At 45.8% G+C, this 15962-nt stretch carries 13 protein-coding genes, 1 tRNA gene and 1 pseudogene; 11 read left to right on the top strand and 4 right to left on the bottom strand.

Going from position 1 to position 15962, the window contains the following annotated elements; translation table 11 throughout:
• Positions 1-277: 277 nt before the first annotated feature.
• The 3 genes and pseudogenes from QUA74_RS06115 to QUA74_RS29810 form a co-directional block, all read left to right on the top strand.
• Positions 278-1552 carry a response regulator gene (locus QUA74_RS06115; RefSeq protein WP_333326122.1) on the top strand — a complete coding sequence of 425 codons (1275 nt, stop codon included), beginning with the start codon at positions 278-280 and terminating at the stop codon, positions 1550-1552.
• A 267-nt stretch (positions 1553-1819) separates the two neighbouring features.
• Positions 1820-3562, top strand: coding sequence for an EAL domain-containing protein (locus QUA74_RS06110; RefSeq protein ID WP_333326120.1), 1743 nt, complete (start codon positions 1820-1822; stop codon positions 3560-3562).
• A gap of 31 nt (positions 3563-3593) precedes the next feature.
• A pseudogene (locus tag QUA74_RS29810) lies at positions 3594-4132 on the top strand (hypothetical protein); the annotation flags it as partial.
• Between the two features lie 178 nt (positions 4133-4310).
• Here the strand turns inward: QUA74_RS29810 and thyD are convergent.
• Positions 4311-5237, bottom strand: a complete 927-nt coding sequence (gene thyD / locus QUA74_RS06100) for a thylakoid membrane protein ThyD (RefSeq protein ID WP_333326119.1) — start codon at positions 5235-5237, stop codon at positions 4311-4313.
• A gap of 148 nt (positions 5238-5385) precedes the next feature.
• On the opposite strand from thyD, the gene QUA74_RS06095 reads away from it, so the two are divergent.
• Positions 5386-7017, top strand: a complete 1632-nt coding sequence (locus QUA74_RS06095) for a DUF3352 domain-containing protein (protein ID WP_333326117.1) — start codon at positions 5386-5388, stop codon at positions 7015-7017.
• 173 nt (positions 7018-7190) lie between these two features.
• Here the strand turns inward: QUA74_RS06095 and QUA74_RS06090 are convergent, their stop codons facing one another.
• The 3 genes from QUA74_RS06090 to QUA74_RS06080 all read right to left on the bottom strand — a co-directional run bounded on the left by QUA74_RS06090 (position 7191) and on the right by QUA74_RS06080 (position 8442).
• Positions 7191-7388, bottom strand: a complete 198-nt coding sequence (locus tag QUA74_RS06090) for a hypothetical protein (RefSeq protein WP_006632682.1) — start codon at positions 7386-7388, stop codon at positions 7191-7193.
• Positions 7389-7584: 196 nt separating this feature from the next.
• Positions 7585-8001, bottom strand: coding sequence for a tetratricopeptide repeat protein (locus QUA74_RS06085; RefSeq protein ID WP_242716671.1), 417 nt, complete (start codon positions 7999-8001; stop codon positions 7585-7587).
• 87 nt (positions 8002-8088) lie between these two features.
• Positions 8089-8442: a HesB/IscA family protein gene (locus QUA74_RS06080; protein ID WP_006632680.1), complete on the bottom strand. Its 354-nt coding sequence runs from the start codon at positions 8440-8442 to the stop codon at positions 8089-8091.
• A gap of 245 nt (positions 8443-8687) precedes the next feature.
• Here QUA74_RS06080 and QUA74_RS06075 point away from each other — a divergent pair, with 245 nt between their 5' ends.
• From QUA74_RS06075 to QUA74_RS06045, 7 genes are all read left to right on the top strand, one after another.
• Positions 8688-10334, top strand: coding sequence for a DUF6930 domain-containing protein (locus QUA74_RS06075; protein WP_333326115.1), 1647 nt, complete (start codon positions 8688-8690; stop codon positions 10332-10334).
• Between the two features lie 149 nt (positions 10335-10483).
• On the top strand, positions 10484-10738 hold the full coding sequence (locus tag QUA74_RS06070; protein WP_333173316.1) for a hypothetical protein: 255 nt from the start codon (positions 10484-10486) through the stop codon (positions 10736-10738).
• The gene (locus QUA74_RS06065) at positions 10728-11099 is read left to right on the top strand and encodes a type II toxin-antitoxin system PemK/MazF family toxin (protein WP_190735159.1); all 372 of its coding nucleotides are present in this window, start codon (positions 10728-10730) and stop codon (positions 11097-11099) included. Before QUA74_RS06070 ends, QUA74_RS06065 begins: the two co-directional genes overlap by 11 nt.
• A 60-nt stretch (positions 11100-11159) precedes the next feature.
• The gene (gene zds, locus QUA74_RS06060; protein ID WP_333326112.1) at positions 11160-12596 is read left to right on the top strand and encodes a 9,9'-di-cis-zeta-carotene desaturase; all 1437 of its coding nucleotides are present in this window, start codon (positions 11160-11162) and stop codon (positions 12594-12596) included.
• 223 nt (positions 12597-12819) lie between these two features.
• Positions 12820-13266 carry an SRPBCC family protein gene (locus tag QUA74_RS06055; protein ID WP_333326110.1) on the top strand — a complete coding sequence of 149 codons (447 nt, stop codon included), beginning with the start codon at positions 12820-12822 and terminating at the stop codon, positions 13264-13266.
• Between the two features lie 419 nt (positions 13267-13685).
• The gene (locus QUA74_RS06050) at positions 13686-15716 is read left to right on the top strand and encodes a serine/threonine-protein kinase (RefSeq protein ID WP_333326108.1); all 2031 of its coding nucleotides are present in this window, start codon (positions 13686-13688) and stop codon (positions 15714-15716) included.
• 86 nt (positions 15717-15802) lie between these two features.
• A tRNA-Val gene (locus tag QUA74_RS06045) sits at positions 15803-15876 on the top strand.
• The last annotated feature ends 86 nt before the right edge of the window (positions 15877-15962 follow it).

Here is a 15962-nt window from a genome sequence, read left to right as displayed (position 1 = left end):
GAGGCGTTAAAACACTACATCAGTAACTTTACTCGCAGGTTGAAAGTGCTTCTACACAAACCCACCTGCACGGCTTAAAATTATACAGTGAATCTTAAGTAGATCCACTTAATTAAACGTAAAACACGGATGACTAAAAAGCTGATTGCATAAGTCTTCTTCCTTCTTCCTGACTACATTCTCATTAAGGAATTTAATCTTTTACAAAATTAAAACAACGTGCTATAGTAAGCAATCACCCTAGTTATTTCTACCATAGGATACAGAATAGCTCCCCATGACAGCCAAAATCCTAGTCGTCGATGATGAACAACTATTAGAATACGTCATTCAACAAAAATTTAGGCAAAAAATTCGGATCAAAGAAATTGAATTTGTCTTTGCTCACAATGGCAGAGAAGCCTTAGAAAAAATTGCAGAATCTCCACCATTTGATTTAGTGCTAACAGATATTAATATGCCCGAAATGGACGGGTTAACTTTACTAGAAAAACTCTCAGAAATCGACAATACATTAAAAGCAGTCGTCATCTCCGCCTATGGAGATATGCAAAACATTAGAACTGCCATGAACCGGGGAGCTTTTGACTTTTTGACAAAACCCATTGATTTTCAGGACATGGAAATCACCATCCAAAGAGCCTTAGAAACTGTTAAACAAGTCAGACAAAATTTAACAGAACTTCAAGAGGTGCAAACTCAACTCATTCAAAACGAAAAAATGGCTTCCGTCGGCCAGTTAGTGGCCGGAGTTGCCCACGAAATTTACAATCCCATCAGCTTCATTATAGGAAACATTGAACACGCCGAAAGCTACTTTCAAGAATTGATGACTGCTCTCAATATTTATCAACAACACAGCTCCCTAAATAATCCAGAAGTACAAACTCAAATTGAAGCTCTTGACCTCCCTTTTCTCTTAGAAGACTTGCCACAACTGCTCAGTTCTATGAAAGAAGGAACTGAGCGCATTCGGGGCATCAGCATTTCTCTGAGGACTTTTTCGCGGGCAGATACTAAATCCAAAGTTCGTTTCAATATTCATGAAGGAATTGATAGTAGCTTATTAATTTTGAGACATCGGCTCAAAGCGAATGAGGGTAAACCCGAAATTCAAGTGCTAAAAAACTACGGAGAATTACCCCCAGTAGAGTGTTATCCCGGACAGTTAAATCAGGTGTTTTTAAATATCATTGCTAATGCCATTGACGCATTGGAAGAGTGGGATTCAGCGCGAAGCCGCGATGAAATTAAGGCGAATCCTAATAAAATTAAGATTCGCACTTTCCTTACCGATGAGAGTGAAAAAAATATCAAGGATAATTCCACTTCTCATGTTATAATTTCTATTGCGGACAACGGGATGGGGATGACAGAAGAAGTGAAACAGCGGGTATTTAACCACTTATTTACTACAAAATCTGTGGGTAAAGGGACGGGATTGGGTTTATCAATTTCGCGGTCTATTGTTGAAGAAAAACACGGGGGATGGCTCAGTTGTAACTCTACACCTGGCAAGGGAACGGAATTTATTATTGCAATTCCCACTTAATGGTTGGGAACTGATAAAATCAACACTTACGCACCTCTAGGCTAGAAACCGGGTTTCTTAGTAGATTTCTAGTGAGAATCTTCAATTTTTTAGATAAACCCGGTTTAGGAGCGTAAGTCCTGAAAATGATGAGTTTTCTGTAGGAGCAGTGCTTTCCTGCCTGCCCCAAACTTACTTACGGTGCAACCCCAGGGGGCAATCACAGGGGGATTGTCCTTACAAGAGAATTAAATAAACTCCTGGCTACTTGCTAACAAGAGCAATTCCATGACAGCTAAAATCTTAGTAATTGATGACGAACCACTTTTAGAATATGTAATCCTTCAGCTATTTCGGCATCAAATCAGCACTCAAGAATTTGAGTTTGATTTTGCACTTAATGGAGTTCAAGCTTTGGATAAACTGCAAGCTGATGGCTCCTTTGACTTGGTGCTAACTGATATTAGTATGCCCGAAATGGACGGTTTAACTTTGCTAGAGAATCTGCCAGCTATTGATCCGACGCTCAAAGCTGTAGTGGTTTCAGCTTACGGGGATATGCCAAATATTAGGACAGCTATGAATCGGGGTGCTTTTGATTTTTTAACGAAGCCTATTGATTTGGATGACTTAAAAATTACAATTAATAAAACTTTAGAGTTTGTGCGACTTGCTAGGGAAAAAGAGCAGGAACTTGCTACAGCGACTGCACAAATCTGTTACCAAGCATTTTACGACGATCTGACAGGTTTACCTAACCGTAATTTGCTCTTAAAGGAGATGCGTAGTGGCAGGAATTCTATAATAGAACTGGGTCATTTAGAAGCTATTTTATTGCTGACTCTTAACCGTTATCAAGTTGTTAAATATAGCTTAGGTCATTCTAGAGGAGAGCAGTTGCTAGTAGAAGTAGCACGGCGGTTAGAGGCTTGGGCTTTGAATATGAATCTTATAGCAAGAGTGGGAGAAGATGCGTTTGCGATTTGGCTGGCAAATATTACTAATTCTCAGTTAGCTTTAGATGCAGCAGAACACATTCGTCAAGCATTAGAAATGCCGTCTAACTTAAATGGAACTGCTGTTTTTTCTAGCGTTAGTATTGGCATTGCTTTAGGTGCAATTGGCACAGAAGAGCCGGAAGATTTGCTGCGGGCGGCTGACGCGGCTAGACATGAGGCTTTTGTTCGGGGTGCTGGTAGCACTGTTGTATTTGATGCTGGTATGCAGTCAAGAGCTTTAGAGCAACTCCAGTTAGAAAATGACTTGCAAAATGCAATTAATTTACAACAGTTTTACCTGAACTATCAGCCAATTGTATCTTTTATAACTGGTCAAATAGTGGGGTTTGAAGCGTTGGTAAGATGGCGGCATCCGACCCGCGGCTTGGTTTCTCCGAGCGTGTTTATTCCAGTGGCGGAAAGAACGGGTTTGATTGTGGCACTAGGGGAGTGGGTACTGTCGGAAGCAGTGGCTTGTTTAAGTAAATGGCAGTTGCAATTCCCTGACTATTTACCTTTAAATATGAGTGTTAATTTATCGGGACTTCAGCTATTTGCTCCTAATTTGTTACCGCTTTTAGACTCACTGCTGCGAGTGCATAACTTAAAGGGCGAATTTTTGAAGTTAGAGATTACCGAGAGTGTTTTAATGGAGAATGCTGAGGAGGCTGCTGGGGTGCTAGAGCTATTGAAAGCTCGGCAGGTTAAGGTGTGTTTGGATGATTTTGGCACGGGTTATTCAAATTTATCTTACTTACAATTGCTGCCGATTGATACTCTCAAAATTGACCGCTCTTTTGTTTGCTGCCTGGAGGAAGGAGGGAAAAATTTGACTTTGCTGGAGGCGATTTTAAATCTGGCCCGTTCTTTGGAATTAGAGGCAATCGCAGAAGGGGTGGAGACGCAAGAGCAACTAATTATACTCCGTTCTTTGGGATGCAGTTCCTATCAAGGGTACTTTTTTTCGCGACCTTTGGAGGAGGAAGGGGCTGTTGCTCTGTTGAGTGCTGCAACGCTCTTGGGCGATGGTTAAACGGCGGATATTTCAGGGCAAACTTATATCAAAAACAGTCGCTATCGTCATGAATGCTCCGACCGGTTCCACCGCAACAGAAGTTGATTATTTAGTGACTAATGCTGCCACGCTCGCGGGCAACAGCATCATGGATAGTAATACCAATTCTCCAAAATCATGCAACAGTTATGAGTTTTTGGTTTGTTTCCTGAAAGACTGTATGCACCCTACAGCTACTGTTGCATGATTTTTTAGAATTAGTATAACAACTTACTCCCAACGTAAGTGGGTGGAAGTGTTTTACCGTGAGGCTCTCATGCTGGCTAGGGCTAAAAGAATATCAAGTGAGCAGCAGGAAAAGCCTGAATCGACTTTTGATATTAGTATTTGGTGCTTATACTTTTATCATTTGGCATCAGTTAACAGGAGGGTTACGTCGGCAGTGGGCTAACCAACCTTTCACGACATTTATGCTCTGCCTTATTAGCTTTTAGAACCGCTATATCTTACAGATTTTTTGGCTGGCTGCAAGAAAATACGGACGTACTTGCTTCATATAAAGCCAGTTTGGGCTTTATTTGGGCTTAAAACTTGTTTAAGTCCCGTTAAGTCAACAGCGAGGAGAACCCAGAAGAAGACTTTTAAACTTATTAGTCCTCCTCGCTGTTGACTTAAGCTATTAGCCAGGGACTTAAGTCTAAGAGCGGACTGGAGGCTTAAGTTGTCACCAATGAGCAGAGCCTGGAAACGAGGGTAACGAGGGAATTTAACTTGCCGATAAAATCTCTTCGAGTGCTAATTTTAGCGTCGGATATTGATATTGAAAACCGCTAGCTAAAGTTTGTTTAGGCAACACTTTCTGCCCTTCCAGAACAAGTTTTGCCCCGTCTCCCAACAGCATTTCTAAAGCAAAACTTGGCACCGGCAACCAAGAAGGTCGCTGCAAAACTTCTCCTAAAGTTTGACACAATTCATTCATCCGCACGGGATTCGGTGCTGTCGCATTCAAAACACCTTCAACTTGCGGATTTTGCAAAGCGTACAAAATTAAATCAACCACATCCTCGCGATGAACCCAAGAAAACCACTGTTTTCCTGTCCCAATCGGCCCGCCTGCAAATAGTTTAAAAGGGGGTAGCATTTTTGCCAGCGCGCCTCCCATTCCCAAAACTATCCCCAGCCGCAAAATTGCTAGCCGCGTTCCCGCATTTTTTGCAGGTTGGGCTGCTGCTTCCCAGTCTTTGCAAACTGCTGCTAAAAAATCATCCCCAGCAGGGCTAGTTTCGTCAAATTCAGCGGTTTCGCTGGTTCCGTAATAGCCGATCGCCGATGCGCTAACAAACACCGATGGTCTAGGATTAGCATTGACGATCGCCTCGACCAATTTTGCCGTCGTCAGTCTGCGACTGTCCAGAATTGCTTGCTGGCGCGCCTGGGTCCACCTTTCCTCCGCAATCGGCACTCCTGCTAAATTGACAACAGCGTCGCAGCCCGTGATCGACTTTTGCCAATCACCAGACTCCGCTGGAGTGTAGGCGACAACTTCCAAATTCGGATAAGCTGAAGCCGGAAAAACTCGGCCAGCCTTCGCCGCATCCCTGCTTAAAACCACCACTTGATGTCCTGCAGCTTGCAGCTTCTCCACCAGCCTGCTACCTACAAATCCCGTTGCTCCCGCGATCGCTACTTTCATCTTTTACCCGCAATGCACATTTTTAGTAGTTTAGACGATCGTCCAAACTTGTTGTGAATTATACAAAACTAGAGCGCCGGCCCGATCGCCTCCCCACAAGCTTTCTGTATTTTGATTAAACTGATATGGGACGCGAGGAACACAAACCATGCCTGCAAAAAAATCAAAGCTTCTAATTGCTGCCTCCATCGCCGCAGCAGGTAGCGCTGCGGTCTACTTTTACTTCCAGGGTTTGAGCCAACAAGTATCCAACCCTCAAGACAGCGCCAAAGTTGTGCCCGACGAAGCAATGATGGCCGCGTTTATCTCCCCCAATCCCCAAGCGTTGTCACAATTGCAGCGATTTGGCACGCCAGGGGCTCAAAAGTTAATCGGTCAGGGTTTGAAGGCCTTTCAAGAACAAAGCTTGGCAGGCACTCAAATCGACTTTGACAGAGACTTAAAGCCTTGGTTAGGGGGGGTGATGGTCGCTTTGCTGCCCCCTGATGCTGTGACGAATACAGAGCCTCCAAAACTGCTGGTAGTAGTCAGCGTGAAAAATAAAATTAGCGCTTGGAATTTTGCTAATAAATTAAAATCTCAGCCCGGTGCAACTACTCAAGAAACCGAGTATAAAGGAGTTAAAATTTTTGAGATTGCAGAGCCAACTGGCAAGCGCTACAGTGTGGCTTTGCTGAACGACCAATTAGTGATGGCTCCTTTGAAAAAGCCTGTGGAATTGGCGATCGATACTTTTAAAGGAGAACCCTCCCTCGCTACGCAGCAGAGCACAACTAAGTTTTTTGCAGAGAGTGCTGGTGTCAAGAATCCGATCGCAACTGTTTATATTGCTGACTATCGGGCGGCAATTGAGCAATTGAAAGCTAATTTGCCCGCAGATATCCAGTTGCCTTGGACAGTGTTTTCGCAGTTCAAACAAGTTAAGTCTTTGGTTGCGGGAATTGGGGCGGATAGTGCGGGATTGAGGGTAAAAACTATTGCTCAGTTAGACCCTAAATTCGTGCAGCAAACTCCACAATTCGCATCGAAATTGTTGCCCAGATTTCCGGATGAAACTATTGCTTTAGTTGGCGGCAAGGGAATCGATCAAATTTGGTCGCAAGCAACCGCTGAGGCACAAGATAGCCCGGAGGTTGACAGGGGAGTTCAGCAGGTGAGGGATAGTTTTAAGCGGTTGGATTTGGATGCCGATCGTGATGTTTTTGGTTGGATGAATGGGGAATTTGCGATCGGGGCGATCGGTTCCAATCAAGGCATTTTGTCTCAGTTGGGCATGGGGGCGGCGATGATTTTTGAAACGAGCGATCGCCCTGCTGCAGAAGCAACCCTGAAAAAACTCGATGCGATCGCCAAAAGCAATCCTACAGTCAGCGTCGCCCCTAGAACCGTTGAGGGCAAAGAGGTTACGGAGTGGCAAATACCCCAGCAAGGCACTTTATTCGGGCACGGTTGGCTGAATGAAAATTCTGTGTTTGTAGCTTTCGGCGGGCCTTTAGTTGATGTGATTACTTCGACGCCACCACAACCCCTAAGCAGTAGTCCGAGTTTTCAGGCGATCGCCACTTCTTTACCGCGGGCCAATCAAGGTTACTTTTACATAGATATGGAAAAAACCATGTCTTGGGCTAACCAATATTTGCTTGCAGTACAGCCAAATTTAGTTTCGCCGCCCGCTGCTGAATTGCTCAATTCTCTCCGAGGAGTTAGCGTAGCCACAGCTTCTATACAACCGACAACTGCTGAGTTGGAGATGCTTTTTGCCTTCAAATCTAACAATTAGGGAATTTGTAATCGCTAATTTGTAATCGGTAATTCTTCCTTCTATCCTTCTATCCCTTAAATCCCGATTCACTGCGCGTTGCCGGAGTTTTTCCTGACAAAAAAAAAGATGCTGCCCTCCATAGAGGGCAGCTACTCAAATAAAGCATCTTAAAGTCTCTCAAAACTTCAGAATTAACCTTCAGACATTCCCGATTTATTCGGCAATTGCAAATCATCAGGATCTACATAGTGACAAACTGCTTTGTCCATGCAAATCAATGCCCAGCCGGATTTATCGATGCTCATCAACTTGTAAGAAGCTGGCTGAATAAAGAAACCTTTGTGGTTGCGGGTTGCTGGTTTGATGTTAACGTGGCTGTCAGTGCTCATGTTTTTACAACTCCTAGTATTATCCTAATAAAATCTGAAAACCGCTGAGCGGATTTGGCAATCGTCTAAGTTTTCAAATACTAGCACTGACTTCCTGAGTTTTCCATAAAGTTATTTATTGATTTATTACGATGTCGTAATAAACCGCAAAGCCGATTTCCTCGATCCCCGCTCCAAAATCGACTTTTTTGCGGGGTTACGGCTCCAGAAGCCACTGTTTAACGCGGGCGAGACTCTTCCAGTCGGGTTTTCTGTTTAATCCTTCTTCAAAATTTTTCTTAACTTCGTCTAGCAACTCTTCCGAAGCCATCAGGAGTTGCTGAGCCACTTCTACATGGGGCCGCACTCCTTTTTCTTTGAGATCGAGGATGGCTACTGCTAGGTTGATGCGAGCTTGGGGGTCGTGAGGGTTCAATTTAACGGCTGTTTTTGCTGCCTTTTGAGCCGGTGCAGGTTTATTTTCCAACAGGTAGAGCCACGCGAGGCTAGCCCAGGCATTGCCATTTTTGGGAGCTTTTTCGCACACTTCTTTAAACACGGGGATCAGATTAGCCGGGGCTTCGCCAGCTTGGTAGCGATCGAAACCGTCTTTAAACAATTCTTCAGGGGTCATTCGATTTTAGATTTTAGATTTGGGATGTTGCACGCAAAAGAGCATGGGGCAGTTAACAACTTTCTGCCCCATGCCCTTTTTTCCAATTTATGTAGAAAAAGAACTGCCACAACCGCAAGTTTGAGTTGCGTTGGGGTTAGTAAACTGAAAGCCGCCCCCGATCATAGCATCGCTGAAGTCGAGAACCAAACCGTAGAGATAAAGAATGCTCTTGCGATCGCAAACTACCTGAAAACCGTCGTAGTCGAATACTTCATCGTCGGATTTCACAGTGCTGGGATCGGCGAAATCCATCACGTAGGACATACCAGAGCAGCCACCCTGGCGCACCCCTACCCGCAAGCAGAGGTCTTTACCTTGTTTCTCTCTCAGAGCTAAAACTTGACGGACAGCAGAGTCCGTCATTTGAATTCCACGCTTTTCAGAAATGGCTTGAGTCATAATTTGCCGAACTCCTGAGATTGTCTAATGGTAAGAGTTTAATCTTATCCCTCCATTGTACAGGCATTCGCCAGAAGGCCTTCGGTTAGATGCTGAAGGCAGAATTTTTACCTTCTAATTTTTAATTCCCGTGGAGCCTCGTTCCCAAGCTCGATGTCCTCTCCCCCTATAGGGTTTATGATTGAGAAGCAGCGGTTGACCGGCTACCGGCACCGCAACAATGCTTCACCCAACGGGCTTACTCTATGGCAGCGCTGAATCGCTCTACTCTTCGTCGGCTACAAAACTTACCTCAAATTCCCAGCGTGTGGGAGGGCGATCGCCGACCCTTATCTAATGCTGACTCGCACATGATGCTAGATGACGATGACGTTCTAGAAGCTGGTGGCGAGTGCATTCTCTGGGTCGATGGCTCCGAAGGAGTCGTGAGGGCTATGGACATGGTAGGCCCAGATGCCGGCCCAGAGGCGATCGTCCGGGCCCTGCTACGGGCCATGGAACATCCCCAAAGTCCGGCTCCCGCAGTCCGCCCCCAAAAAATAGTAGTCAAAAACCGAGAAATTCAATTTTATCTGCGGGGCGTACTTCAAGATTTAGGCATTTCCATTGACTACGTGCCGGAATTGCCCCTAATTGACGAAATATTTCGCGGCATGGAAGAGGTCGCAATCAACAGACCTCCTGAGTTGCCCCCTCAGTATGCTGAAGTTTTAATGGAAAAAGCTGCTCAAATTTGGCAAGATGCTCCGTGGCGGACTTTGAGCGAACACCAAATTATATCTATTGAAATCAATCAGTGGGATGTCGCCAGCCTCTACGTGTCCGTATTGGGGCAAGGCAGAATGGATTACGGAGTTTTACTTTACCGTTCTCTAGAATCCTTGAAGCGGTTTCGAGAACGAGTCGTCAATAATGATGAATCTTTTGAAGATTTAGAACAGGCTTTTTTAGGGCAAGACTGTTTGTTTCTTACCTTTGAAAGTGCAGCAGATATTGATGAGGACGACGAGGAAGAAATTGATTTAGCCGAGTTGCCTCCATCGGAAATTGAACCAAATTTCGGCAACCTACATCCTTTAGAAGGATTGCGATCGATTCTTTACGAAGAAGAAGCCCTCACGATGTTAGTTGCTCTGGAAGCATTTCACCGCTTTTTCCGCAACGGCCGCCGGAAATTGGGAGCAGAGACGTTTCCCAGTCTTAGCAGCCGCTACCGCATCCCAGTTCCGCAGGCTGACGGAGAAATTCAACAGGTATCCGTTAAAGTTTCGACGATGCCCGAAGTGTCAGACGAATTATTCCAGATGCTCGGTGATGACGATGATGACGATGATGATGATGAATTTGACAAGCCACTGCTGCGGGACGATTTGGTGCCGCAAAATTCATTTTTGAGTCTCGGCGCCGTACCTTGGGAAACGGTAGAGTTCCTGCGCGAAAGTGTCCAGTTCCACCAAGGTGCAGAAAGTGATATTAATACCGCCGGGGATGGTTTGCCAGTGGTGATGATCCAAACTTCTCATCCGAAGGCAAAAACTATGATTCAGGATTTGAAAGAAGCTGGAGGCGTGAAGGGGATTGGTTTTAATCCGGGCGAAAATCCTTTTCAGGATGAGCAATACGACTTGGGTATTTTGCAAACTAAAAATGGGGAGCTGTATTTGTTTGGGGAGTTTAATGAAGACGATCCGGTGCATCAGGAAGCTCGCAAGAAGTGGGATCGCCGCTGTAAATTAACCAACGGTTGGTGCGGTTTAATTATTGCTAAAGGGTTGATGGGTGCTTCTCGCGGTCAGCCTCAGTTTAAGGATATGATCGCTTTGCTTGAGGTGCGTTGGGTGTCTGCTAAAGAGTTGGGAATCGGGCCACTTCAGTTGATGCCGATGTTTTGAAGTTAGTTGACTGTTGGCAGTTGGCAGTTGGCAGTTGGCAGTTGGCAGTTGTTAATTGCTTGGGACTGCTAATAACCAATAACCACATTAGTCAGCAGTCAACCGTCATCAGTCATTTTTTTTTATTTGAATGAGCAAGGAAAATGATTATGTCCAATTCTACTCAAAAGCGAGAAGTGTTAGTCGCCCTTGATGCTGAATTCGCGGAAAAAATAGACCAGCTTACTGATGATTGGACGGAGGCGATCGAACAAGCTCTCCGTCTCTGGTACGCTAAGCAAATAGAAGATAAGTTGCGGAAGTTTTATCAAAACCGTAGCCAAGAAGATATTGAGGATGAAAAAGAATGGTTTAATTTGGTAGAGGAACAGATAGAAGAAACATGGAGCAGCGATGGACTCTAACTCAACAGCAAAAACTTATCCTCGCCAAGGTGAGATTTACCTTTCAAGAGCTTTGCGTCAGTTAGGAGATACCAAAAAAAGGCCTGTAGTTGTGGTTTCTCCCGATATCCGCAACGAGTTTACGGATTCTGTCATTGTTGTTCCTTTCACCAGTAACCTTGCAGGAGTAGAAAATCCTACTCGCGTCTTGATTCCTGCGGGTGAGGGAGGATTGCAAGCTGATTCTCTAGCTGTATGTGAAAACGTTTCTGCTTTGCGGCAGACATTCCTAGAACAAGGCCCTTACGGTCAAATTAGTGCCGATGTCCTAGCAAGAATTCAGAGGGCTGTACAAGTGTCGATCGGCATTTATGAACTTTGAATGTTTCTGATATTCTAAATTTTGTTACAATTTGTAAAAATACTGTAAAGGATAGGTAAAATGCGGGTTGCGATCGCAGGTGCGGGACTGGCTGGAATGACCACAGCAGTCGATTTAGTGGATGCTGGCCACGAAGTAGAAATTTTTGAATCCCGCCCCTTTGTCGGCGGCAAAGTCGGCAGTTGGGTAGATCCCGACGGCAATCACGTTGAAATGGGTTTGCACGTCTTCTTCGGCTGCTATTATAACTTATTTGCGTTGATGAAAAAAGTGGGAGCATTTGACGATTTGCTCCTCAAAGAACACGTCCACACTTTTATTAATCGAGGTGGCGAAACCGGTTCTTTAGATTTTCGCTTTCCGGTGGGTGCTCCTTTGCACGGATTGAAGGCGTTTTTCACGACATCTCAGCTATCCGTACAAGACAAAATTCAAAATGCGATCGCCCTGGGAACTAGCCCGATCGTCCGAGGTTTGATAGACTTTGACGGGGCAATGAAAACTATCCGCGATTTGGATAAAATTAGCTTCGCTGACTGGTTCCGCAGTCAAGGTGGCAACCAAAATTCGCTCAAAAGAATGTGGAATCCGATCGCCTACGCACTGGGTTTTATCGACACTGAAAATATTTCTGCCCGGTGTATGTTGACAATCTTTCAATTCTTTGCATCAAAAACCGAAGCCTCTGTCATGCGGATGCTGGCTGGTTCTCCCAACGAATATTTGCACAAACCAATTGTGGAATATTTGGAAAGCAAAGGAACGAAAATCCACACGCGGCGCCGAGTTCGAGAAATTCAGTTTCAAGAAGGTGCAGAAACTCACGTAACTGGTTTGGCAATAGCTAGCGGCGAAACGGAAGAAACTATTACCGCCGATGCTTATGTGTTTGCATTAGATGTGCCAGGAATTCAGAAAATATTGCCCCCAGCTTGGCGCAAATGGTCAGAATTTGACAACATTTATAAATTAGATGCGGTGCCAGTTGCTACAGTACAATTGCGGTTCGACGGTTGGGTAACGGAACTGGAAGACGAAGCCAAGCGCAAACAGTTGAGCCATGCTGTAGGAATCGATAATTTGCTATATTCAGCAGATGCAGATTTTTCTTGTTTTGCAGATTTGGCGCTGACAAGTCCCAAGGATTATTATAAGGAAGGACAAGGTTCTCTGTTGCAGTTGGTGTTGACTCCGGGAGATCCGTTTATTAAACAAAGCAATGAGGCGATCGCCCAACACGTACTTAAGCAAGTTCAGGATTTATTCCCCTCAGCGCGGGAATTAAACATGACTTGGTACAGTGTAGTTAAGCTCGCTCAATCTTTGTATCGCGAAGCGCCGGGAATGGATGTTTTTCGCCCTGCTCAAAAAACTCCGATCGCCAATTTCTTCCTAGCAGGAAGTTACACTCAGCAAGACTACATTGATAGTATGGAAGGAGCGACACTTTCAGGCCATCAAGCGGCTAAGGCAATTCTCGAAGCTTACAGTCATTAGTCCATTGTTTCTCTGGATTCGATCCCCCCTAACCCCCCTTAATAAGGGGAGTAGGGGGTGGGACAAGAGTGTTCTCAAAGTCTTCCTTAATAAGTGGGGGGGCAACAGTGTTCTCAAAGTCAACCCCTACTCCCCTTTTTAAGGGGGATTTAGGGGGATCTAGATTCGACAATAAACGAGAAAATCCACAATCTAAAATCTAAAATCTAAAATCTAAAATCGCATGACTGATTGGTTAGAACACAGTGTCCAAGTAGAAGTAGCAGTTCCCATCGAATTAGCGTGGCAACTCTGGTCAGACTTAGAGCAAATGCCGCGCTGGATGAAGTGGATCGAATCAGTTCGCATTCTCGAAGAAAACCCGGAATTGTCGCGCTGGAAACTCGCAACTGGCGGGTTAGAATTTAGCTGGCTTTCTCGGATTCTCAAAGTAGTGCCGAATCAGATAATTCAGTGGGAATCGGTAGACGGTTTGCCAAATCGGGGTGCGATCAGATTTTACGATCGCAAAAACAGCAGCATTGTCAAACTGACGGTAGCTTATGGAGTTCCCGGCTGGCTGGCAAAATTGATGGACAATTCATTTCTAGCGCGAGTAGTTGAATCGACTCTTATGGCTGACTTGGAAAGGTTTAAAGAGTATGCTCTGGAAGTGAAAGCGACATCTTAAATTATGAGGACTAAAGTCATAACTACTAACCAGTTTGTAGTAAGGACTTCAGTCCTTTAATTTCTAATACCAATTCTCGCCTCGTCTTGCAACAATGATGAGTGTGGGTTTGTTTGCTGAAATATTGTGTAAGGTGCGTCGCTCAAAGATTGTGGATATTATTTAAGATTTAAGGGTGGCGACGCACCCTACAGATACTATTGCATGAGTTTTGAGAATTAGTATAATTTAGGACTTATGCACCCGAACAAAGAAACCGGGTTTTTGAACCGAGATTGAAAGTTTTAAGCAAATATTTTGGTTAAAAACCAGGTTTCAGGGCGCCCGTGCGTTCAAGATTATAATTGGAACGCGAGAGTCGATCGCCCTTGTGCCTCAGTATCATAGAGATGTGCTGCTGATTCCTTCTCGGTTCAGTTATGAGTTACTGCCTAAACCCCGCCTGTCAAAAGCCGCAAAATGCCGATCGTACCCAATTCTGCCTGAATTGCGGCTCCAAACTGTTGCTCAGAGAGCGTTACCGCGCCATCAAACCCCTCGGGCGCGGTGGTTTCGGTCGCACTTTTTTAGCAATAGACCAAGACAAACCCTCAAAACCGCGCTGTGCAATTAAACAGTTTTTCCCCCTATCCCAAGGTACCAGCAGCAGCGAAAAAGCAGCAGAATTATTCAACCGAGAAGCGGTGCGGCTGGACGAGTTGGGGAAACACCCGCAAATTCCCGAACTGTTGGCGCACTTTCAGCAGGAACGCTATCAGTATTTGGTACAGGAATTTATAGAAGGTCAGAATTTACAGGAAGAGTTGGCGCGGACTGGGCCTTTCAGCGAAAGTCAGATTCTCAGTCTCCTGAAGGATTTATTGCCAGTATTGCAGTTCGTGCACGATCGCAGTGTAATTCACCGAGATATTAAACCGCCCAATATTATCCGCCGCCGCCTTTCTCAAACTCCCATCATTTATACTTACCCAACATTAACCGGGGAATTAGTTTTAGTTGATTTTGGCGCGGCAAAAGTTGTGGAGGGTTTGAGAGAAACCGGTACAGTCATCGGTTCTCCCGAATTCGTGGCGCCGGAACAAATTAGAGGTCAAGCGGTTTATGCCAGCGATTTGTACAGTTTGGGAGTAACTTGCATTTATTTGCTGACTCAAATATCTCCTTTTGATTTGTTCGATATCAATCGAGATGCTTGGGTTTGGCGAGACTTTTTGAAGGTTCAAATTGATCCGAAATTAAGTCGCATCCTCGACAAAATGATCGAACCAAGTCTCAGCCGCCGCTACAAATCTGTAGCTGAGGTATTAAAAGATTTGCAGCCGCAGCAGTCGGCGGCGGCGGGCACGGGGACACCGCCCCTACCAGCGCCTAAAATTCCCGTGCCGCAGAGGACGCCTGTGGTGCAGAATGCAGTGCCACCAACGGTTGCAGGCACTATTTTACCTGTGCCGCCGATGCAGCGGGTTGTACCCGCACGCGCGCCTACTTGGAGGTGTGTTCATACTTTGGTAGGACATTCTAATGCTGTCATGTCGGTAGCTTTCAGTCCTGATGGCGCGACTTTAGCTAGCGGCAGTGAGGACAAGACGATTGAGATGTGGAAGTTGGATGCGGGTAAGCGGTGGTACACTCTTACGGGTCATTCTGACTGGGTGACTTGTGTGGCGTTTAGTCCTGATGGCGCGACTTTGGCTAGTGGCGGCCGGGACAAAATGATTCATATTTGGGATTTGAATAAGGGTAAGTGGTGGTACGCTTTGGCTGGTCATTCTGACAGGGTTGCTGCTGTGGCGTTTAGTCGGGATGGCCAGATTTTGGCTAGCGGCAGTCGGGACAAAACTGTGCAGTTGTGGAATTTGAATAAGGGAAGGCGGATGTCGGCTTTGACTGGTCACGCTGGCGGGGTGGAGGCGGTGGCTTTTAGTGCTGGCGGGGAGTTTTTGGCGAGTGGCAGTCGGGACAAGACTGTGCAGTTGTGGGATTGGCAAAATAATCGATCGATTTGTACTCTGGCCGAACACGGGGATTGGGTGCGGGCGATCGTTTTTGCTGCCAACTCCCCCAACTCCCTTGCCGGCCCGACCCCCCCCAGCCCCCCCTTGGTAAGGGGGGGAGTAGGAGAAGGATTGATTTTGGCTACCGGCAGTCGGGACGGTACGGCGAAGCTGTGGCGGGTGGATGCACAGGGGCGAGGGACGCTGCTGCGGAGTATGAGGGACAATTCTGGGGATGTTTTGTGTGTGGCGTTCAGTCCCGATGGTCGGGTTTTGGCGACGGGGAGTCGGGATGGCACGATTTATTTGTGGGATGCGGGTACGGGGGGTTTGCTGGAAATTCTGACGGGCCACGGGGGTGAGGTTTTGTCGGTGGCGTTTAGTGCTGATGGGGGGAGTTTGGCTAGCGGTGCGGGCGATCGAACTGTGAAGATTTGGCGGGGGATTGGGCATTAGGGGCGATGTCAAGAGTGCCGGCTTAAAAAATCTCATATTTATGCTTGACAGGCGATCGTATGTTCTGCTACATTAGGAATTCGTGAGGACGCATAGCTCAGTTGGTTAGAGCACTACGTTGACATCGTAGGGGTCACTGGTTCGAGTCCAGTTGTGTCCATGAATTTCAATCATTTATAAATCAAGGGTTTTAGGTTTGCCCTCCTACCGAGAGTTTGGTCTTTCGCTAGACAATTAACCTATTAG

Source organism: Microcoleus sp. LAD1_D3, from assembly GCF_036702135.1.
Taxonomy (GTDB): domain Bacteria; phylum Cyanobacteriota; class Cyanobacteriia; order Cyanobacteriales; family Microcoleaceae; genus Microcoleus.
Note: the sequence above shows the minus strand (reverse complement) of the source record. Positions and strands in the feature narration are given on the sequence as shown.

Bases quoted from the DNA above. Each gene is read 5' to 3' on its own strand.
- QUA74_RS06115 (WP_333326122.1), top strand. From the start codon at position 278: ATGACAGCCAAAATCCTAGTCGTCGATGATGAACAACTATTAGAATAC.
- QUA74_RS06110 (WP_333326120.1), top strand. From the start codon at position 1,820: ATGACAGCTAAAATCTTAGTAATTGATGACGAACCACTTTTAGAATAT.
- thyD (WP_333326119.1), bottom strand. From the start codon at position 5,237: ATGAAAGTAGCGATCGCGGGAGCAACGGGATTTGTAGGTAGCAGGCTG.
- QUA74_RS06095 (WP_333326117.1), top strand. From the start codon at position 5,386: ATGCCTGCAAAAAAATCAAAGCTTCTAATTGCTGCCTCCATCGCCGCA.
- QUA74_RS06090 (WP_006632682.1), bottom strand. From the start codon at position 7,388: ATGAGCACTGACAGCCACGTTAACATCAAACCAGCAACCCGCAACCAC.
- QUA74_RS06085 (WP_242716671.1), bottom strand. From the start codon at position 8,001: ATGACCCCTGAAGAATTGTTTAAAGACGGTTTCGATCGCTACCAAGCT.
- QUA74_RS06080 (WP_006632680.1), bottom strand. From the start codon at position 8,442: ATGACTCAAGCCATTTCTGAAAAGCGTGGAATTCAAATGACGGACTCT.
- QUA74_RS06075 (WP_333326115.1), top strand. From the start codon at position 8,688: ATGGCAGCGCTGAATCGCTCTACTCTTCGTCGGCTACAAAACTTACCT.
- QUA74_RS06070 (WP_333173316.1), top strand. From the start codon at position 10,484: ATGTCCAATTCTACTCAAAAGCGAGAAGTGTTAGTCGCCCTTGATGCT.
- QUA74_RS06065 (WP_190735159.1), top strand. From the start codon at position 10,728: ATGGACTCTAACTCAACAGCAAAAACTTATCCTCGCCAAGGTGAGATT.
- zds (WP_333326112.1), top strand. From the start codon at position 11,160: ATGCGGGTTGCGATCGCAGGTGCGGGACTGGCTGGAATGACCACAGCA.
- QUA74_RS06055 (WP_333326110.1), top strand. From the start codon at position 12,820: ATGACTGATTGGTTAGAACACAGTGTCCAAGTAGAAGTAGCAGTTCCC.
- QUA74_RS06050 (WP_333326108.1), top strand. From the start codon at position 13,686: ATGAGTTACTGCCTAAACCCCGCCTGTCAAAAGCCGCAAAATGCCGAT.